Here is a 26897-nt window from a genome sequence, read left to right as displayed (position 1 = left end):
GGCAAACATATTATATATCATGTTTCCAGTTGAAGGAGGTTTTTAGTATGGAATTGCAAAAAGGGCGTCGCTTGTTTACATCTGAGTCCGTTACTGAAGGACATCCAGATAAGATTTGTGACCAAGTCTCTGATTCTATTCTTGATGCGATCTTATCGAAAGATCCAAATGCTCGTGTAGCATGCGAGACATCTGTTACCACTGGTTTAGTACTTGTGGCAGGTGAAATCACAACTTCTACGTATGTAGATATCCAAAAGCTAGTAAGAGATACGATTCGTGAAATTGGTTACGATCGTGCAAAATATGGTTTTGATGCAGATACATGCGGTGTCATTACTGCAATCGGCGAGCAATCAGCAGATATCGCACTAGGTGTTGATCAGGCGTTGGAAGCTCGTGAAGGTAGTATGACTGATGCAGAAATCGAAGCGATCGGTGCAGGTGACCAAGGTCTAATGTTTGGTTATGCTTGCAACGAAACTCCAGAATTGATGCCTCTACCAATCAGTATGGCTCACCAATTGGCTCGTCGTCTGACAGAAGTGCGCAAAAATGGTTCGCTTCAATACCTTCGTCCAGATGGTAAAACTCAAGTAACAGTTGAATACGATGGCGATAAGCCAGTTCGCATCGACACAATTGTTATTTCTACTCAACATGCTCCAGAAGTAGAACTAGATCAGATTAAAAAGGATCTAATGGAGCAAGTAATTAAACCGATCGTTCCTGCAAATCTGTTAGACGATCAAACGAAATACTTTATTAACCCAACTGGTCGTTTCGTAATCGGTGGTCCTCAAGGGGATGCTGGTTTAACTGGCCGTAAAATCATCGTAGATACGTATGGCGGTTACGCTCGTCATGGCGGTGGTGCATTCTCCGGTAAAGATCCTACAAAAGTAGACCGTTCTGGTGCTTATGCAGCTCGCTATGTAGCGAAAAACATTGTAGCAGCAGGTCTTGCTGAACATTGTGAAGTACAGGTAGCTTATGCAATCGGGGTAGCTCAACCGGTATCTATCGCTGTAAATACATTTGGAACAGGAAAAATTGCGGAATCTGATTTGGTAGCATTGGTTCGTAAACACTTTGATCTACGTCCAGCAGGTATCATTAAGCAATTAGACCTACGTCGTCCGATCTATAAACAAACCGCAGCATATGGTCATTTTGGTCGTAATGATCTTAATGTACCATGGGAGCGTACAGATAAAGCAGAAGATCTGAAAAAAGACGCTGCTAACCTGTAAAAAATACAAAGAAGCCTGGGATTTTCCTAGGCTTCTTTTTTCTTACAAAAATTGCGAAAAAGGCTAGGCAAGTACAACTTCAATGGGTTAGACTACGTAGAGGATTCTGTAAATCTTTGTCGAAAAGCACTATAATAAGATCGAAAGGAATATGGCGCATCATGAGGAAAAAGCCTTTCTTTCTCGTCTTTTTCTTTCTTCTCCTCCTGTTTTCTACCCTTGTGTATTGGCTTAGACCAGAGAGTGTTGGAGTAGAAAATACGGATTATGTGCAACAAAAGACGGGGGATCATACGTCTCATTTATTAGAACATAAAGAGTTAGATCTAGAGCAAACATCTTCTAGAAATAGTAAACCAAAGGAAAAGCTATCAAACGAGAGATGGTATAAAGACAAGGTTGTAGTCTTGAATTATCATCACATTACCCGTGACAGTAATAAGCCTTTTGTAATGACACCAGAGCAGTTTGGTGAGCACTTACAGTTTATAAAGGAACATAACCTTCAGCCTATCAGCCTAAGTGAGTTTTTTACTTTTATGCAAACAGGCGTAACTGCCAAAGAGAATGCAGTTTTACTTACGTTTGATGACGGCTATGAAAGTTATTACACAGAAGCATATCCGTTGCTTTCTAAATATGGGTATCCGTCTGCAGCTTTTGTCATTGCAGGCAGATTGCGGGATACTTTAGATCGAAAGCGAGAAAATATGACCGTTCCTTTAACTTATCAACAAATTGACGAAATGCTGGCTTCCGGCTTAGTTGATATTGGCTCGCACACATTCAGTTTACATGAACATAAAGAGCTGGATGAGTGGGGAGTTCAGAAAGCGGGGACGGAGCCTGTATACCTAGAAGAATTTCAACGTGCAGAGAATGAGGAAGAGTACCGAAGTCGTTTATTTGTTGATTTTAAGATGTCAAAGGTGGGCTTAGAACAACTTGTGAAAAAGCCTATACCCTCTCTCTCTTTACCCCAAGGCTATACAAGCAACATTGTGATTGACTCGGTAAAGGAAGCTGGATATCAATATGTCTTTACATCTAGGAGAGACGTTGTGAAGCCAAATGAAAATCCATATTCCATCCCGAGATTCGATGCAGGAATACGCAAGGTAGGTGCACCCCAGCTCCTCGAACTATTTACCAAAGTAAAAATGGAACAATAAGGGGGAAACCCATGGATAAAGGCATTGATATCAGCCTTCTAGATGGGGTCATTAAAAAAACGATTCGAACGGTTGAAATGAGCAAAGAGCAAATATTTCAAATTGCAGAAGGGGCTCGTTCGGAGAGTAATGCAATCAAAAAAGAGATTGTTGAAATACGGCAAGTATTAACAGAAGTGATCCAGAATGTTGATAATCTAGAGTTACAGTCCCGCCGATCAAGGTCGAGATTGGTGCAGGTAAGCCGTAATTTTCAAAGCTTTACGGAAACAGATATTCGTGCAGCTTATGAAGAAGCTCATAATGTTCAGATAGAGCTATCCTTAATGCGTGAGCGAGAAAATAATCTCAAGAAACGCCGTGATGAGCTAGAGTTTCGTCTGCGGAATATCTTAGAGACAATTACTAGAGCAGAAGGGCTTTTAAGTCAGATCAGCGTGGTTCACAGCTTTTTAGCAGGGGACTTGTCCAAAGTGGAGGAAGCATTGGAGTCTGCCAAGCAACATCAGCTTATGGGACTGAAAATTATTCAGGCTCAGGAAGAGGAGCGTAAGCGGGTAGCCCGAGAGATCCATGATGGACCTGCACAATCCATGGCCAATGTGGTATTGCGTACAGAAATTGTAGAAAAAATGTTGAAAAACGACGCAATACAGGATGCTCAACAGGAGTTAGGTAGCTTAAAGGAAATTGTAAGAATGAGCTTAGCAGATGTTAGAAAAATTATTTTTGACTTGAGACCAATGGCTTTAGATGACTTAGGACTCATTCCAACTTTGCAAAAGTATATACAAACCTTTGAGGATCGTAGTAAATTACATATTGATCTAATTGTTTTTGGTAAAGAACATACGCTGGAAAGTTCATTTAAGGCAGCAGCTTTTCGCTTAGTTCAGGAATGCCTAAACAATGTGTACAAGCATGCGAAAGCTAATTTTGTCCAAATAAAGGTTGAGTTTCAGCTGGAAAACATGTTTATTGTCGTAAAAGATGATGGAATTGGATTTAATGTGAGTGAGGTTAGCAAAAAAGGACAATCGTTCGGAATAATGGGAATGAAGGAACGTTGCCAATTACTGAATGGTAGAATCGGCATTACGTCCAATAACAAGGAAGGGACTAGAGTGGTGTTTCAAATACCGCTTCAGCCCGCGTCAGTATTCAAAAGTACCGGCAAACAGGGGGGTTAATTACGGTGGAAAAATTGTTGGATGAAATTAAAATCGTGTTAGTAGACGATCATCAATTGTTTCGTGAAGGCGTAAAGAGAATACTTGATATGGAATCTGGTTTCAAAGTGGTGGGTGAGGGCTCAGATGGGATGGAAGCTCCCAAGCTAGTAGCTGAATATAGACCAGATGTGTTATTGATGGATATTAATATGCCGAACGTAAACGGTGTTGCGGCTGCAGAAGAAGTCGTAAAAATTAGTCCAGAAACAAAAGTGATTATTTTATCCATTCATGATGATGAAGGATATGTCTATCGCACACTTCGTTCAGGGGCATCTGGATATTTATTAAAAGATATGGGTACTTCTGAATTGGTAGAAGCGGTACGTGTGGTGGCCCAAGGTGGGGCGTATATCCACCCGAAAGTGACCGGAAAGTTAATCGATGAATTCCGTCGTTTAAGCGAGCAGGAAGAGTCAATGGATCGTAGTATTACGTTCGAAGAGTCACCAGTGATGGACCCGCGCATTATAGAATCCTTGACGCGTCGTGAGCGTGAAGTATTGCAATTAATGGCAGAAGGAAAAAGCAACCGAATGATCGGTGAATATTTATTTATTAGTGAAAAGACGGTTAAAAACCATGTAAGTAGTATTTTGCAAAAGCTAAATGTACAGGATCGGACTCAAGCTGTAGTTATATCAATAAAGAATGGCTGGGTAAAGCTGTAAGGTTTTTAAACGGATCATACAAAACTTATGAAAAATGAGCGTAGAGAAAGCAACCAAGTCAAGCAGTACGGCATACCTTATTAAAGGAGGGGATGACCGTGTTAGCTGATTTTATGATCTGGTTGTTTGCAGCATACGGCTGCTCCGCTCTTTTGCTGAAAATGTTCTACATCTGGATGGAGTCAGGTAGGGCCACTGCTATTATGGAACCTTTGACCTTGACACATTATCAACTACTTTTGCATAATTCAGAGCATCGAGTTGAAGAGGCTGTACGCACCCTGATGTTTCAGTCCGGTTTATATGGACAGCCAATTAGTATTAGTTTTGTGGATGAAGGCTCTTCTGACGATACGCCACGGATGACGGAGATATTATACCGAGTCCATCCAGATACCATAAGAGAACAACAAGCAGGAAGAGAACCAGTCGTTGTCATCGATTTGAGAACAGATGGAAAAGAGGCTAGCTAAGTTACAGGCTGGTCTCTTTTTTCTTGCGCGATCCCATTGTCTTTTTTAACAATAAGGACAAGGGGGATAGATATTATGCATGAATATGTTCTTTATATCAAAGAAGATGGACAATCTGTCTTAGCATATATTACTCCGTGTTTCCAGGTAGACAAGCAATTTTGGAAAGAGCAGAACGGGCAGAGATTGCACATTATTGGAAAAAGTAAATCACTCGCCTTACTTTTTGCGATAAGGGATAGAGTGAACCAAAAAATTACACGACAAGTAGCCGATGGTAGGGTTGTTCCTCATACACTCAAGCAGGCACGTCTGTTGGCTCAAGGCTACACGAAAGAGGTAAATCGCCTATCTGTAAAGGAGGTAGGTGAAAATTATTCCTACGGGCGATCCTACGCCTTCAGCTTTGAAGAAATAGAGGATGAAGGAAAGACTTGTGAATCTAATATGCTTGAAAAACAAAAATTGCTAGAATTCCTTGCTAGAAACAAGCAACAGACGCATCAGCTTCTTTTTAAACTACAAGGTAGAGCGTTATTATTGGACGAGGTAAAGAGGCTGAATCTTCAAGAATCCCCCTATGTAAACCAAAATAATCCAGACTACCTTATGATGTCACTGCAATGGTTAATTTTACAGGGAAAAGCAGAGTGGCGTCCCAGTATTAGTCTTGAACTAAATCATTCATGGTGGGAGCATCAACTGTCGTATCATTGTGAGCGGTGCAACAGTGTCACGGAGATTGAACGAACCATCTGCTATAGCTGTCAACAGCCCTGCTCATACTGTTACAACTGTCTCTCTATGGGAAGATGCAAGAGCTGTGTACCCCTTATATGTGTGCCTGCCGAACTGTTAAGTCAATCAGATTCTACTGTGGGACGTCGTACTATTTCTGCAACTGTCCTGCAATGGAATGGACAATTCTCTAAAAGACAAGCAATCGTAGCCAAAAAGGTGAAGGAATTCATTTTTTCAAAAGAACGGAGATTTCTCATCTGGGCGGTGTGTGGAGCAGGGAAAACGGAGCTCGTGTTTCCGGCAGTTGATGCAGAGTTGACTCGTGGAGGAACCGTTTGTATCGCTACACCCCGTAAAGACGTCGTTTTAGAATTAGCACCACGTCTACAAAAAGTATTTCCTTCTATTTCAGTCGTAGCTATCCATGGGAGCAGTCAGCAAAAATGGGAGCAAAGCCAACTAATTATTTCGACTACACACCAGATGCTACGTTGTTACCAGCGTTTTTCTTTGATAGTAATTGACGAAGTAGATGCTTTTCCTTACCATAAAAATGAAACACTGTATCATGCTATAAAACGAGCGTTAGTACCCCATGGCAAGATTTTATATCTGAGCGCCACACCTCCACACTATCTACAGAAAGAGCTAGTAACAAAACGAGTGGACAATCAACTGTTCCCTTATCATAAAAGGCTGTCGCTTACTTCCTCTACCCATGCTATTTTGCCAGCTAGATTCCATGGACACCCACTCCCTATTCCAACAAAGCTTATCAAAAGTCACTTAAATCGAAGCATTCATTTATTGCAGCCCATTACTTCTCTATTATTTTTTTTACGCAATAGTTTACAGGCACAAAGACAGGTTTTTATATTTGTCTCGCGAATTGAGGAAATTCCCTTTGTGTTAGCTTATGTTCAGCACTTCTTTCCAGATATGAGAGATAAAGTAGAAGGAGTACATGCATCCGATCCTGCACGGGAACATAAGGTGCGTGCTTTTCGAGAAAGGGTGTACATGATCATAGTAACTACTACGATCCTAGAACGCGGCGTAACCATTCCACGTAGCGATTGCATTGTGTTGGAGGCAGATGCTGCTATCTTTGATGAAGCTTCGCTAGTCCAGATAGCAGGGAGAGTAGGACGCTCCAGTGACTATCCAGAGGGACAGATTCTCTATCTAATGAATAAGAAAGCCCCAGGCCCTACTCAAGCTATCAGACATATTAAACGAATGAATCGCTTGGCGGAAGAGACTGCAACAATGGTAGAATGAGAGGAGTGAATCATGATGCAGTGTCTGGTCTGTAAAAATATGATTCAAATTGCTAAAAAAACAAGACAATTAATTCATCATCTATCAAAAAGTGTGCCTGCTTTCTTTTATCCAAGATGCTTTTATCAGCTAATGAAATTGCTTTTATGTGAGGAATGTGTTTTAGAGGCTATACTTCTGATGAAGAATGTTTGTAAAATGTGTGGTAAAGCATGTAAAGGAAACTTTGAGATATGCCGAGATTGTAGTCGATATAGGCAAGAATTGAATGGAAATCGAAGTGTAATCCAGTATAATGAGTGGGCAAAAGAATTAATGAAACAGTGGAAGTATCAGGGGGATGAGAGACTGTATTTAGTCTGTGCAACTTTCATATTAGTAGGTTATCAGTTTCATTACGGTCTGGGGAGAAAGGTGGATCTCATTAGTTACGTTCCAATGCATAGGAATCGGATGCAAGAACGGGGATTTAATCAAGCGCAGAAGCTAGCCGAATATGTGGGCTATCATCAGCGAATCCCTTGTGTTCCGCTATGGGAGCGTCCAAAGGAAACAGAAAAGCAGAGTAAGCAAAAAGGACGAACAGCACGGTTTGTAAGTATGCAGGATGCATTTATTATTCATCCTAGCCTGCAAACCACATCTCTAAGTTCTCACCCATTTTCTTTTTGTCGGAAAAAAACATGTTGGCGAATACTGATAGTAGATGATATTTTTACAACGGGGGCAACAATTGAAGCATGTGCTAGGGTACTTTCGTACTATGCAAAAAAACAAAATCTTCAGTTATCCATCTTCAGTCTGACATTGGCTCGCTAAATGCTGGGAAAAAGAAAAACGGCAAATCTGTTACCGCAAATTTGCCGATGAAAATAATAAGTAATCATGATTTTCTGGTACAGAAGACTTATAATTGAGTTAGGATTTGTGGCCCATCTGCCGTAATGGCAAGAGTGTGTTCGTACTGAGCTGATAATTTACCGTCGCGTGTACGTGCTGTCCACCCATCTTCTTCATCAACGACTGCATGATAAGTTCCTACATTTAGCATGGGCTCAATGGTGAGAACCATGCCTTCCTTTAAGCGAACTCCTTTACCAGCAGGCCCGTAGTGTGGAACATATGGATCTTCATGCATTTTTTTGCCAATTCCATGGCCGGTAAAATCACGGACGACAGAGAATCCGCGCTCTTCGGCGAATTTTTGAATGGCATGGGAGATATCGCCGATACGATTGCCAACAACTGCTTGCTCAATACCTAGATACAGAGATTCCTTGGTGGTGGTTAACAGACGATCAGCTTCTTCAGAGATTTGTCCTACCCCATATGACCAAGCCGAGTCGGCCAACCATCCATTAAGATTAACAACCATGTCGATCGTCACGATATCACCATCTTTTAATTCCTTTTTAGTAGGGAATCCGTGGCAAATGACATCGTTAACGGATGCACATGTGGCATAGGGATAGCCATGATAACCTTTTTGCTCCGGCGTGGCACCATGTTCTTTCAGATAGCGTTCTACGAATTGATCGATTTCCCAAGTCGTAATGCCTGGTTGAATCATGGTAGCAATTTTTTGGTGAATACTGGCTAAAATGATGCCAGCTTGACGCATGAGTTCAATTTCTTCCTTGGTTTTAATGACGATCATGGTAAAGACCTCCATGTACTTGATATATGCCTATAGTTTATTCAGTCGACTAGAAAAACTGCACACGGCACTGAATTCAAGCAATAAACATAAGTATAAGTAATGATAACATATATTTTTCATGCCAAAAACAAAGTGAATCAGGGAGGAAGAAAATTATGGGATTAGGGCATTTAGCAAACTGTCCGATATGTGACGTGCTTTTTGTGAAAGGAATAAGAGATGTATGTCCATCGTGTTATAAAGAACAAGAGAAGCAATATGAACTATGTGTTAGTTTCCTAAGGAAAAGGGAAAATCGCGGTGCTACCATGTATCAATTGAGCGAAGGGACGGGTGTCGACGTGAAAGAGATTACCCGATTTATTCGTGAAGGGCGGATTTCGGTTCAAAGCAACCCGAACCTTGGATACCCATGTGAAAGCTGTGGGGAAATTATTCAATCAGGGGCTTTGTGTACAAATTGCTCGGGTAAGTTACAACGTGAAATTACACAACAAATGGACGTTGATCGTCGTCTTACGGATGATGAGCGAAAGAGAAATCAGGTCTATAAGTTTAGAAAAGAATAGGACTATCCAACCAAACGATTTTGGGTGATCAGAAACATTAATCGTTTTCATTAGAAAAGCCGATGTTACTACTAGAGCAAGCAAACGGTGATTTCCCATCCTGTAGCTAAGAAACAGTACGGTCAACTTCTTAATATGGGGGTAGCCGTAAGTTCTTTCTAGCGCAAGTCTCAATGATCGAGGTGAAAATATGCGTATTAATGAAACGAATCGCACAGGAATGATACAAGCCTATAATAAGGCTAATAAAGTGCAGCAGAATAGCCAATTAAAGCATAAATGGGGAAAAGATGAAGTTTCGATCTCTACTGAGGGAAGGGAGCTTCTGAAGCTAGGGGAAGAACAAGAAATGGATTCAGCCCGTCTCGCTAAAATTTCTGAACTAAAAAGCAAGGTTGAAAACGGTACATATCAAGTACCAAGCGATCAAATCGCTGAGAAATTCATTGCTTTTTGGAAAAAATCGTAGGGGAGCGACAGGGAGCTCATGACGCATGTAAACGAACTCTTTGCCGTGTTGGATAATTTGACGAATCTTCACCAAGCACTATATACATTGGCATTGGAGAAGCGAGAAGTTTTAATAAAAAACGATATGCAACTACTAACTGAACATGTCAAAAAAGAACAACAGTTGTTAAAAGCTGTTCAGCAAACCGAGCTATTACGTAAAGAAATGACCAACACGATCTTTAATGAAAAAGGGGTAGCTGTTACGAATGGAACCCTGCAAGATGTCATTAGATTGTGTACGGACGTAGAAACGAAAAATCGGTTGACTCAGTATCGGGAAGAATTACTCAGAGTCATTGGACAATTGAAGGAAGAGAATGAGCAGAATCAGCAATTATTGCAGCACTCCCTTGACTTTGTCAACATGAGCCTCGACCTGTTCACAGATCGACCAGAAGAGGACTTTATTTATAAAAATCCAGTGAATCAACAGTTACACTCGTCAATGAATCGTTCTATTTTTAACCACAAGGCTTAGAAAGGGGTGTCCATATGAGATCAACCTTCCATCTTATCGAAGTAAGTAAGAGAGCGTTGTTTGCACAACAAGCTGCTTTAAACGTAACAGGACACAACGTTGCAAATACTAATACAGTTGGCTATACTCGTCAACGCGTAAATATGGCTGCTACAACTCCGATACCTGGACCTGGGATGAATGCAGACCGTGCACCGGGTTTACTTGGTACAGGTGTGTATGCAACAGATATTCAACGCATTCGAGAAGATTACATAGATGGTCAGTATCGAGCTGCCGCTAAAAATACAGGGTATTGGAATGACAAGGTTAAAACGATTTCTAACATAGAAGATATCATGAATGAACCGTCTGATAGTAGTCTACAGAAGGTCATGGATCAAATGTGGAAAGGGTGGGAGGATTTATCCGGCGACCCAAGGAACCAATCAGTGCGTTCTGTTTTACGTGAACGTGCGGTAGCAGTAGCTGACACATTTAATCATATGTACAACCGTCTTACCCAACTACAAGCTGATTTAAATAATGAGGTAGCTGTACAATCTGAATCCATTGATTCTATTGCCAAGCAAATCGCATCCATTAATAAACAAATCGGTGATGTTGTACCACATGGTTATCAGCCTAATGATTTATATGACCAACGTGATGTTTTAATTGATAAGCTTTCCTCGATGGTTGATGTCAAGGTTACGCCAACAGAAGGTGGTATGGTTAATATTACAATAGGTGGACAACCGCTTGTTAACAATGCAACATCTGTTGAAATGAAAGCCACAAAAAACGCAGAAACAGGAAAGTTTGATATTACCTTAGGTGGAGCAGAGTTTAAACCACTTACGGCCTCGGGAACATTGTCAGCAGCGATTGAAGGAAGAGATGAAACCACAACCAATATGATACAAAAGATTAATGCTCTTGCTGTCAATTTAGCCCGTGAGATTAACGAAGTTCATAGAACGGGGTACAACCTGGATGATATTAAAAATGGCACTCAGGAAGGCCTTAATTTCTTTGTGATTGACGGTGGAAAAGATAATCCGACAAGTGCAGCAAATATTAAAGTAAATCCTGAGATATTAAATAGCCTAGATAAGATCGCAGCAGCTAGAGCTGATGGAACAGGGCAAGTTAATGACGGAAACAACCAAAATGCATTGGAGATCACCAAAATTAAAAATAAACTAATTCCTGCGGGAACAGGCGGCAATCCAACTGATTTTCCGCAATCTACAACCATTGACGATTTTTATCGCCACACAATCGCTCAATTGGGTGTAGATGGTCAAGAAGCTTACCGTAATTATAAAAATGCAGATACGACTTCAGACATGATTTTAATGAACCGTGAATCTGTATCAGGAGTTGATACAGATGAAGAAATGACGAACGTTATCAAGTTTCAGAAGGCATATAGCGCAGCGGCTCGTGTCATGACCAGTATGGATGAGATCTTAGACAAAATCATTAATGGTATGGGGCGTGTAGGCTTGTAGGTTACTAGGGAAAAGCGTCGTAGGTAGCGACGCTTTTTTTAAAACGGTAAGAGATGAAGTCTAAGTTCCTGTTCATCTATAAACGTAAAGCAGTAAGGGATGAAATAAAATTTAGCTGGACACTGTACAAGGAGGCTAACCAAATGGCAATACGTATTACACAGAATATGATGAGTAACACCATGGTACGCAATATTAATAACTCCATGAGCCAGATGAGTAAATCTTATCAACAACTTTCTACAGGGAAATTAGTGTCCCGTCCGTCCGATGATCCAGTAATTGCTTCTAGAGGAATGTATTATCGAACATCACTAGTGGAAAATGAGCAGTTTCTACGCAATGCTGGACAAGCCCAAACGTGGATGGATTCTTATGATACATCTATGGATGAAGTTGGGAAGGTATTTCACCGGGTTCGTGAACTATTAAATGGCTCAGGTAATGGTACTTATTCAAAAGAAGAAGAAAAAAGTATTGCTGCTGAGATTGATGAATTAAAAAAACATTTGGGGGATTTGGCTAACCAAACGGTGAATGGGAAATATATTTACGGAGGCGACAATAATAATAAGCCACCGTTTGAAATTAAAAATCAAGGTGGTAAAGATGAGTTCATCTTTACATCCAACGAAGGCAAAGTGGAAATGGAAATGAGTCAAGGAGTCTTTTTCCAAGTGAACATCAGTGGAAAAAACATTTTTGATTCGCCAGCAGGTGAAAATATTTTTAAAACATTAGAAGACATTGTAGGAGATCTAAACGCAGGAAAATCTGCAGCAGACTATTTAGATAGAATGGACAATCACATTAATAACTTACTTTTAGAGCGAGCCGCTTTAGGTGCGCGTTCTAATCGCTTAGAATTAATGAGCGATCGACTTGATACTGATAGTGTAAGCATTACTTCCATGATGTCTAAAAATGAAGATGCAGATGAAGCAGAGGTTATTACAAACTTAAAAATGCAAGAAAATGTACATCGAGCTGCTTTAGGTGCAGGTGCACGAATCATTCAACCATCGTTACTCGATTTTTTAAGATAAAAGTGAAAGGGGAGTAGTAAGATGCAACTAGCTTCTTTATCTATGAGATCTACTCCTCTCTTGCTAAACTGGCGTAGTGAGCGTGGAAAGCAAGAGATTGAGCAACCAATGGCAAGCATGGAAATAAAACAAGAAGTAGCTATTCTTGAGATTAGCCAGCCTCTGGGTGAATTGCAGATTGATTCCAATGAAGCGCGTGAAAATATCGATATGAGAGGCCCGTTACGACGGACTAGTGATAATGCTGAGTATGGCTACAACAAAGTAATGGAAGCGATTGAGCAAGCTGGAGTTGAAGGGGATCAACTGCGTTCTTTTGAAAGCGGAGGAAATGCCATAGCTGATATCGCCTTTGAAAAAAGCATCATGTTTTCAGGTGAAGGAGTCGTAGCTGCGGGTTCTCTCATTGGAGATGGTATTGAAATACGTTATGAAGCCAAGCCGGTAGAGATCAAATTTACGCCAAGAGGGACAAAAATTGAGACAACCATCCACCCACCTGTTCACAAATATACGCCTTCTAAGGTAGAAGCGTACGTAAAACAGTGGAATCGGCTGGATATCGAAGTCGTTGGTTTAAATGTGAACGTAGCTAGATAAGAGGTGTTGTCTGATGATGTATCAACAGGAAAAAATGGGAAAACTTTATATTGTAGAGGGTATGATTGGTTTTTCACATTTACATGAGTATCAATTAGTGCAAGAGAATCCGGAAATGCCTTTTTTCTCTCTTCAGTCATTGGAAGAGCAGGGAACTAGTTTTTGGGTGGTAGATCCGTTTCTATTCTTTACGGATTATGAATTTGATCTACCCCGTTCAGTGAAAGAAGTCTTGGAGATTACGGAAGAATCTCAGGTAGTGATTTTGTCTGTCATGACAATACGAGGAAAAGACCAAATCACAGTTAATTTGAAATCACCTCTTGTCATTAATGTGAAAAACAGAAAAGCTACACAATTTATTCTGCAAGGGGACCATTATAATTTACGGCAGCCCCTCCTTTTACAAAAAGAGAAGCCAGTGACAAAGTAGGTGATAAATATGTTGGTATTAGCGCGTAAAAAAGATGAGTCCATCATGATTGGCGATCAGATAGAGATAAAAGTGATTGCAGTTGAGAAAGACTTTGTCCGTATCGGCATATCGGCTCCACGCGATATTAACGTTCATCGAAAAGAAGTATACGTAGCCATTCAAGAAGAGAATCAATTAGCTGTACAAACAAAAGTAGATTGGGCTCAACTAGCTCAATGGTTAGAAACTGAAGAAAAACTTGAAGATGAATAAGCTTCAAGTTTTTTTTGTTGTCTTTACTTGTAAGAAAATGGTTTCGTTAAAAATGCTATGCAACGTATAATAAAATACCGATATATGTAGTATGAGAGGTTAGCAAACTATTGTTGACGCGTGATCAGGAATCGCTAGGTTAAAGCTAGCTATGATCTATTTGTTTTGGAAAGGAAATATTTTTTATCATGGAAAAATACTGGGATGTTATGCGAGGGATGATTGGACTGTCAATAACTTGTGGAGAGGCGATCGAATTACTATATGAGCGCCTGCATCAGAGTCAGATCCATGAAATGGCATATTTGATGGCAGATATCACTGATGCATGTAATCAATTAGAACAGTCAGTAGGGGTGGTTTCGCCATTTCTATTAAGTGATAACCGTTTAGAAGAGTTAACAAAAGTCAGAGCTGAAATACTAGAGAAGTTGGTAGTTGCTTTTGAACGAAAGGATCAGGTACTAGCAATTCAAGTATTATCTTCCCAAATGATCCCACTACAAAACCAGTGGCAAGAGGAAATGACACGTAATGTAGTTCCTCACGTACTCTCATAGTATATCTTTTAAAAATTTTAATAAATAGTAAGGAATTTGGGGGAATCTGCAAATGTCGACAACAACTAAGAAAACACTTGTGCCAGAGTATATGCTAGAATTCCAATGTATAGGTTCAGAGTGTGAGGATACTTGCTGTGCTGGATGGAAGGTCACAGTTGATCAGGATACGTATAAGAAATATAAACGTTTGAAAGATGAGGAATTATCACCAATTATAGACGAGAACATAAAACGAGTTCGCTCCAAGGCTTCTCCGAGTAATTATGCCAGAATTAAGATGGATACAGAAGGTAGCTGTGTGTTTCTTAATGAACAAAAACTATGTAGTATCCAACTAAAAAAAGGGGAAGATTACCTCTGTCACACTTGTAAAACCTATCCTCGTATTTGGAATAATGTGAATGATGTTGTCGAGCGTGCAGCAACCATATCTTGTCCAGAAATAGCAAGATTGGCACTTCTTAACCCAGAAGGAATAGGATTTCAAGAGCAAATAGAGAGTGTTGAGATAGGTTTACAATTTTCTAACCATATTAACACCAGTAAGCAAGTAAAAGGTAAAAAACTCCAAAAGTATTTCTGGGAACTTCGAATTTTTACGATCCAAGTCTTGCAATACCGACAATATAAGTTAGAGGATCGTCTACTATTTTTAGGGTTATTCTATCAAAAAGTACAAGAATACATGAACAATTCAGAAGAAGATCAAGTCTTACAGCTTATAGGTTCCTATACCAATATGCTGCAAAGTGGTACCATTGATAAAATGTTTGCTGATGTGCCTGTTAATCATACCATTCAAATGAAGATTATTAAAAAATTAACTGATCGACGTTTTTTTCAAGGTGGAGTCAATCAGCGCTATACAGAGTGCTATACGGAATGTTTAATGGGATTGGAACATTTTGAAGGTATGGAAGAGGAAGATACTCTTACTAGATATATAGATGCTAATGAAAACTATTACCAACCATTCATGAAAAATCACGAATATATCTTAGAAAATTATCTGGTAAATCATGTGTTTTCTAAAGTCTTCCCTGTTACCCTTGATAAGAATATTTTTGAAGAATATGTCATGCTCATTATTCGTTATGCCTTGATTAAATTGCAGTTAATCGGCATGTCTAAATACCATAAAACGGCGTTTTCTACCGATCATGTTGTGAAGCTTATTCAATCATTTGGACGAGCTGTCGAACATAATCAAGCTTATTTAACAAATACGAAAAGCCTGATGGAGGAAAATGGTTTCACTACAATGGGATATATGTCTATTTTGATCAAAAATTAATCGAAGCTGTTATAGTAATGATTATCCAAATGGTAGGAAACACCTAAAAGACTAGATTACTATTTGTTATTTTGAATTACCTTTTCTAATAAACCAAAGGAGACCTCCATTTTATGAGGTCTCTTTTTTATTTTTAACGAGGAAAAGAGCGCTACTACTCAATTTCTCCCAGCAATATGCCGATACTTTAGATAGAAGATGAAGATGACGGAGGGATTACTGTGGAAATTCGTCAAAATGGAAATGCAGGTTCAAATCCTCAAGAGCTAACCAAGCCACCATTAGATGCTACTATAAAACCGAAGCCTTCAACAGAAAAAGATGTGGCTCAAGCTATTGAGCATAAGGACGCTTTTCAAAAAGAATTACAGGATGAAGTATCAGCTTTAAATAAATTCATGCAAGCAAAAGAAACACACTTGAAATTTAATCTCCATGAAAAATTAGGTGAGTATTATGTACAGGTGATTGACAATAAGACTGATGAAGTGGTCAGAGAGATCCCATCTAAAAAGATGATGGATACAGTTGCTCAAATGTACGAACTAATTGGTATTATGGTTGATCAAAAAATTTAGGAGGGATTTCAAATGGCAAGTCCAATAAGATTATCTGGTTTAGCTTCAGGTATTGATACCGAGACAATGATTAATAAATTAATGAAAGTGGAAAGATCTCCAATGGAGAAATTACTTCGTAAGCGTCAAAAAGAAGAGTGGGTACGCGACAGCTATCGTGAGCAAAATGCATTGTTATTAGAGTTAAATGGAAAGATAGATAAGTTGCGCTTGACTTCAGCCTTTACAAAGCAAAAGCTATCTTCTTCCGATGACGCTAAAGTAACAGCAAGTATTACAAAGAAAAATTCTACCACCCAATATGATGTAACGAATGTTGAGCTAGCAAAACCAGGCACTGGTGTTTCCGTGAAATTTAAGGTCAGCGATGATATCAAGGATAGTAGTACAGAAATAAATAGTGCCTTTGATTTCACAATTCAGGGTAATGATGGCTCAGGAGAGATTAACATTGCAGTAGGGGAAAAAGACACCATTGATACGATTTTAAATAAAATCAATAGTGAATCAAGTAATACTGGTGTTAAAGCTTTTTATTCTAGTACAGACAAATCAATCGTTTTTACATCACAAGTACCTCCAACCGAAGGAAATGAATCACAAGTATCAGCAATTAAAATCACTACTAGCGGCGGAGATAATAAACTTAATATTGTTGATGGAGAGATTAAACAAAATTTTGTTTCAGGATCTACTACTCCAGGAAAACCTAATTCAAATTATACGAAGACAGGTTTTACAGGTAAAGATGTACAAGATTTTCAAGGCATCGTAAAACAAGCCGGAAAAGCAACAGTAAATGGTGTTGACTTTGCTTTAGACGATAAAAATACGCTTGATTTTGATGGTATCAGTTTTACTTTTAAAGATAATATTAGCGCAGGTGATAAAAAGGTAGTCATATCTACAGCAAAAGATACGGAATCAGTTATGACTGCTATCAAAGAATTCGTTGATACCTACAACAAGGTAATCGATAAATTTAATGGTAAGTTGACCGAAAAGGTGTACCGTGATTTCCAACCACTTCTTGATGAAGAAAGAGAAGAAATGAAAGAAAAACAAATTGAGAATTGGGAAGAGAAAGCGAAGAGTGGTCTGTTAAAAAGTGACAGTATCTTATCTGATGTGCTCAATCAGATGCGTAGTTCGTTCTATTCTCCTGTAGATGGAGTAGAACCACCAAAAAATACACTCGCAAGCATTGGAATCGGTACAAAGAAATCCGACGGTATGGGCAGTAAGTTTGATTATATGGAAAACGGTAAGATTCATATTGACGAAGATAAGCTTAGAGATGCATTGTTGAATGATCAGGATAAAGTGATTGCTCTCTTTACAAATGGAAGTGGGATTAGCACAGGCTCCGATTCGTTCAAATCCCAAGGTCTTGCTCAACGTATCTATAGTCAGACGAATGCTGCTATGAAAAAAATTGGAGAAAAAGCGGGTAAGACAGGTACAACAGGTGATAACAGTCTGATTGGAAAGGATATCCGAGATATCAACACTCGCATTAAAGATTGGGAGAAGAAACTAAAAGATAAAGAGACAAATCTTTGGAAGAAATACTCCGCTATGGAGCAAGCGATTAATAAGCTTAATTCTCAAGGCTCCAATCTATTATCTAACTTCGGTGGGTAATGGTTTTGAGGAATAAGGAGGGGAATGCATGAATCAGACGGCTGCACAGATCTATCAACAGAACCAAGTGAAGACTGCCTCGCCGGGCGAGCTTACGTTAATGCTGTACAATGGAGGCATCCGTTATAGTAAAGAGGCAAAGATGGCCTTGGAGAAACAGGACGTTCAAAAAGCTCATCTCAGCATTATTAAGATACAGGATATCATCCGAGAATTAATGGTTACGTTAGATCAAAATGTACCAATTTCTGAGCAGTTTATGCTGATGTATGACTATATGTTTAATCGTACAATGGAAGCGAATTTGAAAAAGGACGGTGCCATTATCACGGAAGTAGAAGAGTTTTTTGTGCAATTCCGGGATACATGGAAACAGGCAATGCTGATCGTGAAAAGGCAACCGGAAGGAACTCAGGCATAATGACGAATGTTTCTGTGATGGATGTAGCGAGCAATATCCTTATCCTTACTGAAAAATTAATGGAGATCTTGAAACGTGATGAAGAGCCTAATCCCGACGAGTGGAACTCCGTCCTTGAACAGAGAGAAGAACAAATTACGCAACTTGGCAAACTGCAAACACAAGGCATAGAATTACATGTACAGGAGAAGGAATTATTGAAAAAGAGCTATCAGCTTGATCAAGAAATCCTTCCGCTGATGAAGCAACAACAAGCTAAAATTGAAGAACAGCTACAACAGGTAAACAAGGCGAAAACAGCAAGCAAACAGTACGCTGGTGAAACCACTCAGGTTGCCTATGGAGCTTTTTTTGATAAGAAAAAGTAAGGTTATGCTAGTTTTCACACGAAAAAATGGTCGAGTAATCGACCATTTTATTTCTTACTGAAGCTTCTGTAGAGCCAATAGAATCTATGGAATCAATCTACTGGGATACTTTGCCCACAAGCCTGACAAGGCCTGTGGTATTCGATCCTCTCACCGCAGTAACAAACAAGGCCAATCATACGAGCGGGGTTTCCTACTACGAGCTGATGAGCTCCTACGTCCCGGATGACTACAGAGCCCGCTCCTACCATAGAATAGGCACCGATGGTTGTTCCGCATACGATGGTGGCGTGTGCTCCTATGGAAGCTCCTATCTCTACTTTGGTCGGTACCACTTTCCATGCATTATTACATGCACGAGGAAACAAATCATTTGTAAATGTCATATGGGGGCCGAGGAACACATTATCTTCAATCTCGACCCCTTGATATACAGAAACACCATTCTGAATTTTGACATTATTTCCAATTTTTACCCCTTGATCGACGTAAACATCCTTACTAAGGATACAATGGCTACCGATTTTACTTTTCTCGCGGACCTGTGCATTGTTCCAGATTTTTGTTCCAGCTCCAATAATGGCTTGCTTAGACACTTCGGCTGTTGGATGAATAAAGACATTTTCATGTGTCTGGTGAGACATAGCTTGCCCCCTCGTAGTTCGTTCCCTTTTTGGTAAAGGATCATTTTTTTCCTTCCACAAATTACTCAGATGTTGCACGATGCTCCTCTTCTTAACGTATTACTAATAGAGGAATTTAATGACGGATACGAGGGGGAATGAACGTGAGGATACCCATCATTGATTTGACGGACGAGGTAGAATTACTTTGGGATGAGATCAACAGTGCTGTCCAGGAAGTGCTACGTTCGGGCCATTTCGTACTTGGTACCGAGGGAAAAGCGTTTGAGAAGGAAGTAGCCGACTATTTGGGATGCAAACATGCGATTGCGTTAAATTCAGGCACGGATGCTTTATTTATCGCTTTAAGGGCATTGGGAATTGGAGCAGGAGATGAAGTGATTGTTCCCTCCTTTACTTTTTATGCTACGGCGGAAGCTGTGGAGCTAGTCGGAGCGAAGCCGGTGTTTGCCGAGATTAATCCAGATACATTCAATGTAGAGCCAGCTGATATAGAATCCAAAATTACCGATCGGACCAGAGCGATTATCCCTGTTCATCTATATGGACATGCGGCTAAAATGGAGCCGATGATTACGATCGCTCAACAATACGGACTAGGGCTTATTGAAGACACGGCACAGGCATTTGGTGGAGAGTACTGTGGCAAGAAGCTCGGGACCTTTGGACATTTTGGTTGTTTTTCCTTTTATCCAACCAAGAATCTGGGAGCATACGGTGATGCAGGTATGTTAACCACTGATAACGACGAACTGGCAGAGCTAGCTCGCAAATTACGTACCCACGGCTCCTTGATTCCTTATCAGAATGAACTTACAGGTTACAATTCTCGTTTAGATGAGTTGCAAGCCTGTATTTTACGTGTAAAGCTACCTTATATTAATCAATGGAACGAAGCCAGAAGAGAGGCTGCCCAGCATTACAATCAGATGTTAAAAGACGTACCAGGAATTGTTACGCCAAAGGTAGCAGGATATGCCAAACATGTGTATCATCAATACACGATTCGGGTGGAACAAGGCTTACGAGACGAATTGCACCGTTATCTACAGCAAGAAGGAATTGGTGCGATGCTATATTACCCAACTCCTGTACATCAGCTGCCAGTATATCAGACAACACAACAGCCCACGTTAGCTATTACGGAACAAATGGCAACTGAGGCGTTAAGTCTGCCGATGTGGCCACGTATTACTTTAGAGATACAACAAAAGGTAGTACATGCGATACAGGGCTTCATGGCTAAAGTGGTATAGGGCAAAGGGGCGAAACTTGCTGGTGAAAGCAGGGATTCGCTTTTTTCTTTGCTGTTTTTTAGGAGTAGAAATATTTTTTACTTTTTCATCTAACTCTGGATTTTCATTTGCTATAATGAATTCGTTCAGAAATACATGCTTGGGCAAGTGAGGTTACTAACATGAATGTAAAAACATTTTTTGCAGGAAGAAATCGTTCGTTGTTACTCGTTCTACTAGTTATGTTTATTTTAATACATACCATTTATTTAAATGGAAGTGTAAGTCAGTTGCTACATCCAGCGGCAATTGAATTAGTGGGATTATCTGTCATTATCTCGTATGCCATTAAGCGTAAACACATTAAAATCAAACATTTATTCCGGTTATTGGTTCATGGTAGAGAAAATAACATGGAAGAGACCATCAAGCGTTTTTATCAATACTCGCTTGTTTTAAAAGAGAAAGGCTATCTTCCCTTGGAAAAAGAGTTGATGGACGAGCCTGATTCATTTGTTCAGCGAGGAGCGTTGCTAGCGATCGAGGGTGTATCAGAGCAAGAACTTCGTATGATTTTAGAGAATGAGTGTAAGGGTGAACAGCATTGCTATCAGCAGATGGGAGGAATGTTTCGACTGATTGCCTTACTGGCACCTGGAATGGGGCTTGTTGGGACATTAATGGGGATGACAGGCGTATTACAAACCTTGTCTGATTTTACGCAGACAGGGCAGAGCCTGAGCACCGCAGTGGTAGCTACCTTGTATGGGGCCTTGTTAGCCAATATGTTTGCGCTGCCATGTTACTACCGATTGATGGATATTCATGATCAGGAAATGTTTGAAAAACGGCTTTACATTGAAGGATGCATAGGGTTACAACGCGTGGAAACTCCTCGAATTTTGTTTGAAAAACTAAATTCCTTTTTACCTGCTGATCAAAAGCTAGTGCTCTTAAAAATGCCAGGTAGTATGAAAGGAATTATTGAAAGGCAGAGCGAGTATGCAGGATGATCGTCTGTATGATGAGAAGGAGCTGGAGAAGAGCTGGCTATTAAGCTATAGCGATTTGATTACCTTGTTGTTTATAATCGTCATAATCATTGCAGCAATGTACTCGGCTCAGGTCAAGCAACAACAACAAGAGCTTCAGCAGAAGGCATCTCAAACTACTCAAAAAGCAGAGATAGCAAAAGCTGAGCAAGCTGTAGCTGAAATGAAAAAGAAAGCATTGGAAGCAGAAATTCGCGAGCTGTCTGCAAAGCGTGATGTAATGGCTATCGGTGCAGGTCAACAACCAGAGGAAGATGTAGATCGAAATATGCAGGTAGTGAAGGAAAAAGTAGGGGAAGCCTTGCAAGAATTCCATATTCCCTTTGAAGAAGAAAGCGATGGAGTGATGATACGGTTACCGGAAAATTTGTTATTTGCTAGTGGATCAGCAGAGTTAGCTCCAGATGGTCAAAAGATCGTAGACAGGCTAGCTGACGTATTACAAAAATTCCCCCACCAAGTGCGAATTGAGGGACACACAGATGACACTCCCATTACAAAAAGTCAGTATGTTGCTAATTGGGATCTGTCTCTTGCGCGTGCAAAGGCAGTAATGCAGGAATTTGTACAAGAACGGGGATTATCTCCATCACGCTTCATTGTCGCCGGTTTTGGAGAAACAAAGCCTCTTGTAGCGAATACAACAGAAAAGAATCGCATCCAAAATCGCCGTGTGGAAATCACCGTATTAAGTGAACAGACAGAATGAAGGATTCACTATAGGTATATTCATAATTGAATGTTTTTTAAAGACCTCCTTTTTGAATCAAAATTAGGAGGTCTTTTTTATTTATGAGAACAGACAACAAGCTGATGTGAACAAGATGGAAGCGCTTATTCTAAGTTATGCACAAAAACAGTGGTCTTGTGCACAACTTCTTGTGGATAATGTGGACAACTTTGTGGAAATGCGCAATTATAGGTTAAGTTACCCACAGATAATAAAATAAGAGAATAAATTATAAAATAATGAGGTAGACAGATGGCCATACGACGAGTAGTGGACCTAGCTTACTATTGTAAGCTGTGGATAAAGAAATAAATAAGCTAAAAAATCTTATGTGTCCAATGTGTGGCATCATTTTCATATAGAATTGAAGAAATTTTTCGAGCTAGAATACAATTAATCGACAATATCTGTAGGTGGAAGTAGCTCGTTTGATAGAGATAAATAAATTTCACATTTAGAACTGGTAATTATCTCTAAAAATGTATCGTAATTCCCTTATGTATAGGGCTGAGGCCAATTTTTAATGGTAGATTACTTCATTTTTAGCACTATTTTTTTTGCTGAAATCGAATTTATGAAAAAAAATCTAATCAAAAAAATGGGAGCGCTTTCCTGCTTTTACTACGGCAGTAGTGGCTTATTTGCTAGTAAGAGTAAGCCTTTCTGAGGCTGACGCTAGATGTTTAACAAAAAAATATCGTCTACGTTGAAATTTGTCGATAATCCAGCATTTGACTTTACCATAGGCAAGGTGTATAGTCAGATCATGGATTAACAAATAGTCCACAGTTTTCTTATGAAAGGAATGTTTAATACATGCAAGGAAAAGTAAAATGGTTTAATGCAGAAAAAGGTTTTGGTTTCATCGAACGCGATGGAGGCGACGATGTATTCGTACATTTCTCCGCTATCCAATCCGAAGGTTTCAAAAGCTTGGATGAAGGTCAAACTGTAGAGTTTGATATCGTTGAAGGCGACCGTGGTCCTCAAGCGGCAAACGTAACTAAAATCTAATTGATTTTATAATCAATACCCCCTAGGTTAACTTAGGGGGTTTTTGGTGTTTATTTCCTTAAAATTCTCTGTTTCAAAAAAATCAAAATAGGTTTAAAATGGAGACAAGCCTTACTTGCTATGTTGACGAAAGATTAAAATCAAGTGAAAATTTTTAAACATTTTGTCTGTTTTTCACGATTTTTGTTAAAACAAAAAGAGGCAACAGCAGGTTTTATTTACGTCTATGCAGAATACAAATAGCATAGACGGAAGGAGGTTGTGTCCATGAACTACAATATTCGTGGCGAAAACATTCAAGTTACAGAAGCTCTTCGGGAGTATGTAGAGAAAAAGATAAGCCGTCTCGAACGCTATTTTGACAACCTAAGTCATGTAGAGGTACATGTAACGATGCGCGTGCTTCGTGGAGAAGGAACCATTGAGGTAACCATTCCGATGACCGGAGTTATTCTCCGAGCAGAGGAGACCCACGATGATATGTATGCAGCAATTGATTTAGTTGTCGAAAAATTAGAGCGTCAAATGCGTAAGTACAAAACAAAAATCAACCGTAAACAGCGTCATGAAACAGGGAATAAAGCTATGCCAACTATGGAAGCTTCCTCTGTAGCTGTAGCGGATGAAGAGGATGATGTACAGTTTGATATCGTAAGAACCAAGCGATTCAACTTAAAACCGATGGATTCAGAAGAGGCCGTTATGCAAATGGAACTTCTGGGCCACAACTTCTTCGTCTTTGAAAACAGTGAAAGTAATGATGTAAATGTAGTCTATCGTCGAAATGATGGACGATACGGGTTAATAGAACCAAAGTAAACGTATACAATCATTTAAAAATTTAAAAATATATACAAAAAGTGGTAAAGGGGTTGTCGATTGGCAACTCCTTTACTTGTGTTTACTGATATAGATTTGGTAAAATAGGTTGTTAGAAAGTACCCTTAGGGGAACGGTGGAAGGGGTGTCCCTATGTTAGGGCTTGTGAAAAAGCTTTTTGGCGATACAAATGAGCGTGAATTAAAGAAATTAGTTAAGCGTGTAGAAAAAATTAATGCGTTAGAACCCCAAGTAACATTACTTAGTGATGACCAATTAAAGGAAAAAACGGCGGAATTCCGTGCGCGTTTGGAAAAGGGAGAAACGCTGAATGATATATTAAACGAAGCTTTTGCTGTTGTGCGTGAAGCTTCCAAACGTGTATTGGGGATGCGTCACTTTGATGTACAGCTAATTGGTGGTATGGTCCTGCAAGAAGGACGTATCGCTGAAATGAAGACCGGTGAAGGTAAAACCCTTGTAGCGACCTTAGCTACGTACTTGAATGCCTTGGCTGGGAAAGGTGTTCACATTGTAACGGTAAACGAATACTTGGCTGAACGTGACTCCAGGATTATGGGTGAGCTTTATCAATTTCTTGGAATGACTGTAGGCTTGAACATAAACGGTATGAGTGCTGAACAAAAGCGTGAGGCTTACTACTGTGATATCACGTATGGTACAAACAACGAGTTTGGATTTGACTACCTACGTGACAACATGGTGCTTTATAAAGAGCAAATGACGCAACGCCCTTTGCACTATGCAATCATTGATGAAGTGGATAGTATCTTAGTCGACGAAGCACGTACTCCACTGATCATCTCTGGATCAGCTAATAAATCTACTGAACTTTATTATATTTGTTCCCATTTTGTAAAAAGACTAGAGCCTGAAACGGATTTTAGCATCGATGAAAAACTAAAAATCGCTACTCTAACCGATGAAGGTGTGAGCAAGGTTGAAAAAGCGTTTAACGTGGATAATTTGTATGACACCAACCATGTTACGCTTAACCACCATGTTACATCCGCTCTGAAGGCCCAGGTTCTGTTTAAACGTGATGTTGATTATGTTGTGCAGGATGGCGAGGTTGTGATCGTAGACGAGTTCACAGGGCGTCTGATGGTGGGGCGTCGTTACAGTGATGGTCTGCATCAAGCGATTGAAGCGAAGGAAGGCCTAAAAGTACAAAGTGAAAGCATGACCTTGGCAACAATTACACTACAAAACTACTTCCGTATGTATCAAAAATTGAGCGGTATGACCGGTACAGCTAAGACAGAGGAAGAGGAATTCAAAAAAATCTATGGATTGGATGTAGTCGTTATTCCTACGAACCGCCCAATCCAACGTATAGATATGGCGGATGCGATATATAAATCTGAGGATGCCAAATATCGTGCGGTAGTAAAAGAGATCGTGGAGCGCCATAAAAAAGGACAACCTGTCCTGGTTGGTACAATCTCTATCGAAAACTCAGAAAAATTGTCTCATCTATTGCGCCAAAAAGGTGTACCACATAACGTACTAAATGCTAAGCAGCATGAACGCGAAGCAGAGATTGTTGCACGTGCAGGTCAATTCGGTGCAGTAACCATTGCTACAAACATGGCTGGTCGTGGTACAGACATTCAATTGGGTGAAGGAGTACCTGAAGTAGGTGGCTTGCATATTATCGGTACAGAGCGCCATGAGAGCCGCCGTATTGATAACCAGCTACGTGGTCGTGCAGGTCGTCAAGGGGACCCAGGTTCCTCTCAGTTCTTCTTGTCCCTACAGGATGAGCTAATGCGACGTTTCGGAGCTGATAACATCATGAATATGATGGATAAGCTAGGAATGGAAGAAGATATGCCAATCGAAAGCCGTCTTGTATCTCGTGCGGTTGAATCTGCTCAAAAACGAGTAGAGGGTAGCAACTTCGATGCTCGTAAAGTTGTCTTGCAATATGATGACGTAATGAATAAACAGCGTGAAGTTATCTATAAGCAGCGTAAAGAGATTCTTGAACGCGATAACCTACATGATATTGTTGAGGGCATGGTAAATAGCGTGATTGAGCGTGTAGTTCAAGCTTATTGCCCGAAAGAACAGATTCCAGAGGAATGGGATCTAGAGGGTCTACTTGAAACATGCCAAAGTACATTCTTGTTCGAAGATGCGATTACGCTTTCTAATCTGAAAGGAAAAGAAGCAGAAGAGATTGAGGAGATGTTGAAAGAGATTGCTGTTAAGCAATTGGAACAACGTCAGGAAGAAATCGGCGATATGATGGCTGAATTCGAAAAAGTGGTCGTTCTACGTGCTGTTGATAGTAAGTGGATGGATCACATCGATGCAATGGAACAGTTGCGTCAAGGTATCCACCTACGTGCCTATGCTCAAACAGATCCATTGCGTGAGTACCAATTTGAAGGATATGAGATGTTCCAAGGCATGATTGCAAGCATTGAGGAAGAAGTATCCTTGTATATCATGAAATCGGAAGTAGGACAAAACCTAGAGCGTCAGGAAGTAATTGATGCTGAGAAGTTAAAAACATCCGGACCATCTGATGAGGCTGGAACATCTGAGCCTGAGCAAAAAAACAGAGCACAACGCCGTGCTGATAAAAAGAAAAAATAAACAGGCCTGAGAAGAAAGCTGCTGTTCAGTTGAA

29 protein-coding genes are annotated in these 26897 nt (G+C 40.0%); 27 read left to right on the top strand and 2 right to left on the bottom strand.

The genetic code is table 11. The features are described from left to right. Positions 1-47: 47 nt before the first annotated feature. From metK to BrL25_RS08650, 7 genes are all read left to right on the top strand, one after another. Entirely contained in the window at positions 48-1253 is a 1206-nt protein-coding gene (metK, locus tag BrL25_RS08680) for a methionine adenosyltransferase (RefSeq protein ID WP_018669781.1), read from the top strand. A 161-nt stretch (positions 1254-1414) separates the two neighbouring features. After that, entirely contained in the window at positions 1415-2425 is a 1011-nt protein-coding gene (locus tag BrL25_RS08675) for a polysaccharide deacetylase family protein (RefSeq protein ID WP_018669782.1), read from the top strand. Positions 2426-2436: 11 nt separating this feature from the next. Then, positions 2437-3615: a sensor histidine kinase gene (locus BrL25_RS08670; RefSeq protein ID WP_018669783.1), complete on the top strand. Its 1179-nt coding sequence runs from the start codon at positions 2437-2439 to the stop codon at positions 3613-3615. Positions 3616-3620: 5 nt separating this feature from the next. Then, complete coding sequence (locus BrL25_RS08665; RefSeq protein ID WP_018669784.1) at positions 3621-4328, top strand: response regulator; 708 nt, start codon at positions 3621-3623, stop codon at positions 4326-4328. Between the two features lie 92 nt (positions 4329-4420). Next, on the top strand, positions 4421-4801 hold the full coding sequence (locus tag BrL25_RS08660) for a hypothetical protein (RefSeq protein ID WP_206765409.1): 381 nt from the start codon (positions 4421-4423) through the stop codon (positions 4799-4801). Positions 4802-4876: 75 nt separating this feature from the next. Then, a complete protein-coding gene (locus BrL25_RS08655; protein ID WP_018669786.1) occupies positions 4877-6823 on the top strand; it encodes an ATP-dependent helicase ComFA in 1947 nt (648 codons plus the stop codon). A 12-nt stretch (positions 6824-6835) separates the two neighbouring features. Further along, positions 6836-7642, top strand: a complete 807-nt coding sequence (locus BrL25_RS08650) for a ComF family protein (protein ID WP_206765410.1) — start codon at positions 6836-6838, stop codon at positions 7640-7642. 88 nt (positions 7643-7730) lie between these two features. Here BrL25_RS08650 and map read toward each other — a convergent pair whose 3' ends face one another. After that, positions 7731-8480 (bottom strand): type I methionyl aminopeptidase, encoded by a 750-nt coding sequence (gene map, locus BrL25_RS08645; protein WP_018669788.1) that lies wholly within the window; start codon positions 8478-8480, stop codon positions 7731-7733. Between the two features lie 158 nt (positions 8481-8638). Here map and BrL25_RS08640 point away from each other — a divergent pair, with 158 nt between their 5' ends. The 14 genes from BrL25_RS08640 (at position 8639) to fliT (ending at position 18741) form a co-directional block, all read left to right on the top strand. After that, entirely contained in the window at positions 8639-9052 is a 414-nt protein-coding gene (locus BrL25_RS08640) for a TIGR03826 family flagellar region protein (protein ID WP_018669789.1), read from the top strand. A gap of 190 nt (positions 9053-9242) precedes the next feature. After that, positions 9243-9521 (top strand): flagellar biosynthesis anti-sigma factor FlgM, encoded by a 279-nt coding sequence (gene flgM / locus BrL25_RS08635; protein ID WP_018669790.1) that lies wholly within the window; start codon positions 9243-9245, stop codon positions 9519-9521. 18 nt (positions 9522-9539) lie between these two features. Further along, positions 9540-10043, top strand: coding sequence for a flagellar protein FlgN (locus tag BrL25_RS08630; protein ID WP_018669791.1), 504 nt, complete (start codon positions 9540-9542; stop codon positions 10041-10043). Positions 10044-10057: 14 nt separating this feature from the next. Then, on the top strand, positions 10058-11539 hold the full coding sequence (gene flgK / locus BrL25_RS08625) for a flagellar hook-associated protein FlgK (RefSeq protein ID WP_018669792.1): 1482 nt from the start codon (positions 10058-10060) through the stop codon (positions 11537-11539). A 143-nt stretch (positions 11540-11682) separates the two neighbouring features. Continuing rightward, the gene (gene flgL / locus BrL25_RS08620) at positions 11683-12585 is read left to right on the top strand and encodes a flagellar hook-associated protein FlgL (protein WP_018669793.1); all 903 of its coding nucleotides are present in this window, start codon (positions 11683-11685) and stop codon (positions 12583-12585) included. Positions 12586-12606: 21 nt separating this feature from the next. Further along, on the top strand, positions 12607-13185 hold the full coding sequence (locus BrL25_RS08615; protein WP_018669794.1) for a DUF6470 family protein: 579 nt from the start codon (positions 12607-12609) through the stop codon (positions 13183-13185). A 13-nt stretch (positions 13186-13198) separates the two neighbouring features. Further along, positions 13199-13618 (top strand): flagellar assembly protein FliW, encoded by a 420-nt coding sequence (locus BrL25_RS08610; protein WP_018669795.1) that lies wholly within the window; start codon positions 13199-13201, stop codon positions 13616-13618. Positions 13619-13627: 9 nt separating this feature from the next. Next, positions 13628-13873 carry a carbon storage regulator CsrA gene (gene csrA, locus BrL25_RS08605; RefSeq protein WP_018669796.1) on the top strand — a complete coding sequence of 82 codons (246 nt, stop codon included), beginning with the start codon at positions 13628-13630 and terminating at the stop codon, positions 13871-13873. A 188-nt stretch (positions 13874-14061) separates the two neighbouring features. Further along, positions 14062-14433: a DUF8042 domain-containing protein gene (locus tag BrL25_RS08600; protein ID WP_018669797.1), complete on the top strand. Its 372-nt coding sequence runs from the start codon at positions 14062-14064 to the stop codon at positions 14431-14433. A 52-nt stretch (positions 14434-14485) separates the two neighbouring features. Continuing rightward, the gene (fliB, locus tag BrL25_RS08595; protein WP_018669798.1) at positions 14486-15730 is read left to right on the top strand and encodes a flagellin lysine-N-methylase; all 1245 of its coding nucleotides are present in this window, start codon (positions 14486-14488) and stop codon (positions 15728-15730) included. A 221-nt stretch (positions 15731-15951) separates the two neighbouring features. Continuing rightward, positions 15952-16308, top strand: a complete 357-nt coding sequence (gene flaG / locus BrL25_RS08590) for a flagellar protein FlaG (RefSeq protein ID WP_018669799.1) — start codon at positions 15952-15954, stop codon at positions 16306-16308. A gap of 12 nt (positions 16309-16320) precedes the next feature. Then, positions 16321-17952: a flagellar filament capping protein FliD gene (gene fliD, locus BrL25_RS08585; RefSeq protein WP_018669800.1), complete on the top strand. Its 1632-nt coding sequence runs from the start codon at positions 16321-16323 to the stop codon at positions 17950-17952. A 28-nt stretch (positions 17953-17980) separates the two neighbouring features. Then, the gene (fliS, locus tag BrL25_RS08580; RefSeq protein ID WP_018669801.1) at positions 17981-18373 is read left to right on the top strand and encodes a flagellar export chaperone FliS; all 393 of its coding nucleotides are present in this window, start codon (positions 17981-17983) and stop codon (positions 18371-18373) included. After that, positions 18373-18741, top strand: a complete 369-nt coding sequence (gene fliT / locus BrL25_RS08575) for a flagellar protein FliT (RefSeq protein ID WP_018669802.1) — start codon at positions 18373-18375, stop codon at positions 18739-18741. The genes fliS and fliT overlap by 1 nt, the downstream gene beginning before the upstream one ends. 92 nt (positions 18742-18833) lie before the next feature. Here fliT and BrL25_RS08570 read toward each other — a convergent pair whose 3' ends face one another. Continuing rightward, the gene (locus BrL25_RS08570) at positions 18834-19385 is read right to left on the bottom strand and encodes an acyltransferase (RefSeq protein ID WP_026314988.1); all 552 of its coding nucleotides are present in this window, start codon (positions 19383-19385) and stop codon (positions 18834-18836) included. Between the two features lie 137 nt (positions 19386-19522). Between BrL25_RS08570 and BrL25_RS08560 the strand changes: the two genes are divergently transcribed. The 6 genes from BrL25_RS08560 (at position 19523) to secA2 (ending at position 26863) form a co-directional block, all read left to right on the top strand. After that, positions 19523-20641 (top strand): DegT/DnrJ/EryC1/StrS family aminotransferase, encoded by a 1119-nt coding sequence (locus BrL25_RS08560; protein ID WP_026314989.1) that lies wholly within the window; start codon positions 19523-19525, stop codon positions 20639-20641. Positions 20642-20802: 161 nt separating this feature from the next. Next, positions 20803-21633, top strand: coding sequence for a motility protein A (locus BrL25_RS08555; RefSeq protein ID WP_018669805.1), 831 nt, complete (start codon positions 20803-20805; stop codon positions 21631-21633). Next, positions 21623-22381, top strand: coding sequence for an OmpA/MotB family protein (locus BrL25_RS08550; protein ID WP_018669806.1), 759 nt, complete (start codon positions 21623-21625; stop codon positions 22379-22381). The genes BrL25_RS08555 and BrL25_RS08550 overlap by 11 nt, the downstream gene beginning before the upstream one ends. An 837-nt stretch (positions 22382-23218) precedes the next feature. Then, entirely contained in the window at positions 23219-23416 is a 198-nt protein-coding gene (locus tag BrL25_RS08545) for a cold shock domain-containing protein (RefSeq protein ID WP_003334330.1), read from the top strand. Positions 23417-23683: 267 nt separating this feature from the next. After that, the gene (hpf, locus tag BrL25_RS08540; RefSeq protein WP_018669807.1) at positions 23684-24235 is read left to right on the top strand and encodes a ribosome hibernation-promoting factor, HPF/YfiA family; all 552 of its coding nucleotides are present in this window, start codon (positions 23684-23686) and stop codon (positions 24233-24235) included. 153 nt (positions 24236-24388) lie between these two features. Then, positions 24389-26863, top strand: a complete 2475-nt coding sequence (gene secA2, locus BrL25_RS08535) for an accessory Sec system translocase SecA2 (RefSeq protein WP_018669808.1) — start codon at positions 24389-24391, stop codon at positions 26861-26863. Positions 26864-26897 lie beyond the last annotated feature (34 nt).

The sequence above is a fragment of the Brevibacillus laterosporus DSM 25 genome (assembly GCF_002706795.1).
Taxonomy (GTDB): Bacteria; Bacillota; Bacilli; order Brevibacillales; family Brevibacillaceae; genus Brevibacillus_B; species Brevibacillus_B laterosporus.
This window is presented reverse-complemented; position numbering and strand designations above follow the sequence as displayed.

Excerpts from the sequence above, each read along its gene's own strand:
- BrL25_RS08555 (WP_018669805.1), top strand. The coding sequence starts at position 20,803 with ATGAATGTAAAAACATTTTTTGCAGGAAGAAATCGTTCGTTGTTACTC.
- BrL25_RS08545 (WP_003334330.1), top strand. The coding sequence starts at position 23,219 with ATGCAAGGAAAAGTAAAATGGTTTAATGCAGAAAAAGGTTTTGGTTTC.
- BrL25_RS08650 (WP_206765410.1), top strand. The coding sequence starts at position 6,836 with ATGATGCAGTGTCTGGTCTGTAAAAATATGATTCAAATTGCTAAAAAA.
- BrL25_RS08615 (WP_018669794.1), top strand. The coding sequence starts at position 12,607 with ATGCAACTAGCTTCTTTATCTATGAGATCTACTCCTCTCTTGCTAAAC.
- BrL25_RS08655 (WP_018669786.1), top strand. The coding sequence starts at position 4,877 with ATGCATGAATATGTTCTTTATATCAAAGAAGATGGACAATCTGTCTTA.
- BrL25_RS08630 (WP_018669791.1), top strand. The coding sequence starts at position 9,540 with ATGACGCATGTAAACGAACTCTTTGCCGTGTTGGATAATTTGACGAAT.
- BrL25_RS08550 (WP_018669806.1), top strand. The coding sequence starts at position 21,623 with ATGCAGGATGATCGTCTGTATGATGAGAAGGAGCTGGAGAAGAGCTGG.
- BrL25_RS08600 (WP_018669797.1), top strand. The coding sequence starts at position 14,062 with ATGGAAAAATACTGGGATGTTATGCGAGGGATGATTGGACTGTCAATA.
- BrL25_RS08670 (WP_018669783.1), top strand. The coding sequence starts at position 2,437 with ATGGATAAAGGCATTGATATCAGCCTTCTAGATGGGGTCATTAAAAAA.
- flgL (WP_018669793.1), top strand. The coding sequence starts at position 11,683 with ATGGCAATACGTATTACACAGAATATGATGAGTAACACCATGGTACGC.
- map (WP_018669788.1), bottom strand. The coding sequence starts at position 8,480 with ATGATCGTCATTAAAACCAAGGAAGAAATTGAACTCATGCGTCAAGCT.
- flgM (WP_018669790.1), top strand. The coding sequence starts at position 9,243 with ATGCGTATTAATGAAACGAATCGCACAGGAATGATACAAGCCTATAAT.
- csrA (WP_018669796.1), top strand. The coding sequence starts at position 13,628 with ATGTTGGTATTAGCGCGTAAAAAAGATGAGTCCATCATGATTGGCGAT.
- flgK (WP_018669792.1), top strand. The coding sequence starts at position 10,058 with ATGAGATCAACCTTCCATCTTATCGAAGTAAGTAAGAGAGCGTTGTTT.
- BrL25_RS08675 (WP_018669782.1), top strand. The coding sequence starts at position 1,415 with ATGAGGAAAAAGCCTTTCTTTCTCGTCTTTTTCTTTCTTCTCCTCCTG.
- fliB (WP_018669798.1), top strand. The coding sequence starts at position 14,486 with ATGTCGACAACAACTAAGAAAACACTTGTGCCAGAGTATATGCTAGAA.
- BrL25_RS08640 (WP_018669789.1), top strand. The coding sequence starts at position 8,639 with ATGGGATTAGGGCATTTAGCAAACTGTCCGATATGTGACGTGCTTTTT.
- fliS (WP_018669801.1), top strand. The coding sequence starts at position 17,981 with ATGAATCAGACGGCTGCACAGATCTATCAACAGAACCAAGTGAAGACT.
- hpf (WP_018669807.1), top strand. The coding sequence starts at position 23,684 with ATGAACTACAATATTCGTGGCGAAAACATTCAAGTTACAGAAGCTCTT.
- BrL25_RS08660 (WP_206765409.1), top strand. The coding sequence starts at position 4,421 with ATGACCGTGTTAGCTGATTTTATGATCTGGTTGTTTGCAGCATACGGC.
- BrL25_RS08610 (WP_018669795.1), top strand. The coding sequence starts at position 13,199 with ATGATGTATCAACAGGAAAAAATGGGAAAACTTTATATTGTAGAGGGT.
- fliD (WP_018669800.1), top strand. The coding sequence starts at position 16,321 with ATGGCAAGTCCAATAAGATTATCTGGTTTAGCTTCAGGTATTGATACC.
- secA2 (WP_018669808.1), top strand. The coding sequence starts at position 24,389 with ATGTTAGGGCTTGTGAAAAAGCTTTTTGGCGATACAAATGAGCGTGAA.
- fliT (WP_018669802.1), top strand. The coding sequence starts at position 18,373 with ATGACGAATGTTTCTGTGATGGATGTAGCGAGCAATATCCTTATCCTT.
- BrL25_RS08560 (WP_026314989.1), top strand. The coding sequence starts at position 19,523 with ATGAACGTGAGGATACCCATCATTGATTTGACGGACGAGGTAGAATTA.
- BrL25_RS08570 (WP_026314988.1), bottom strand. The coding sequence starts at position 19,385 with ATGTCTCACCAGACACATGAAAATGTCTTTATTCATCCAACAGCCGAA.
- metK (WP_018669781.1), top strand. The coding sequence starts at position 48 with ATGGAATTGCAAAAAGGGCGTCGCTTGTTTACATCTGAGTCCGTTACT.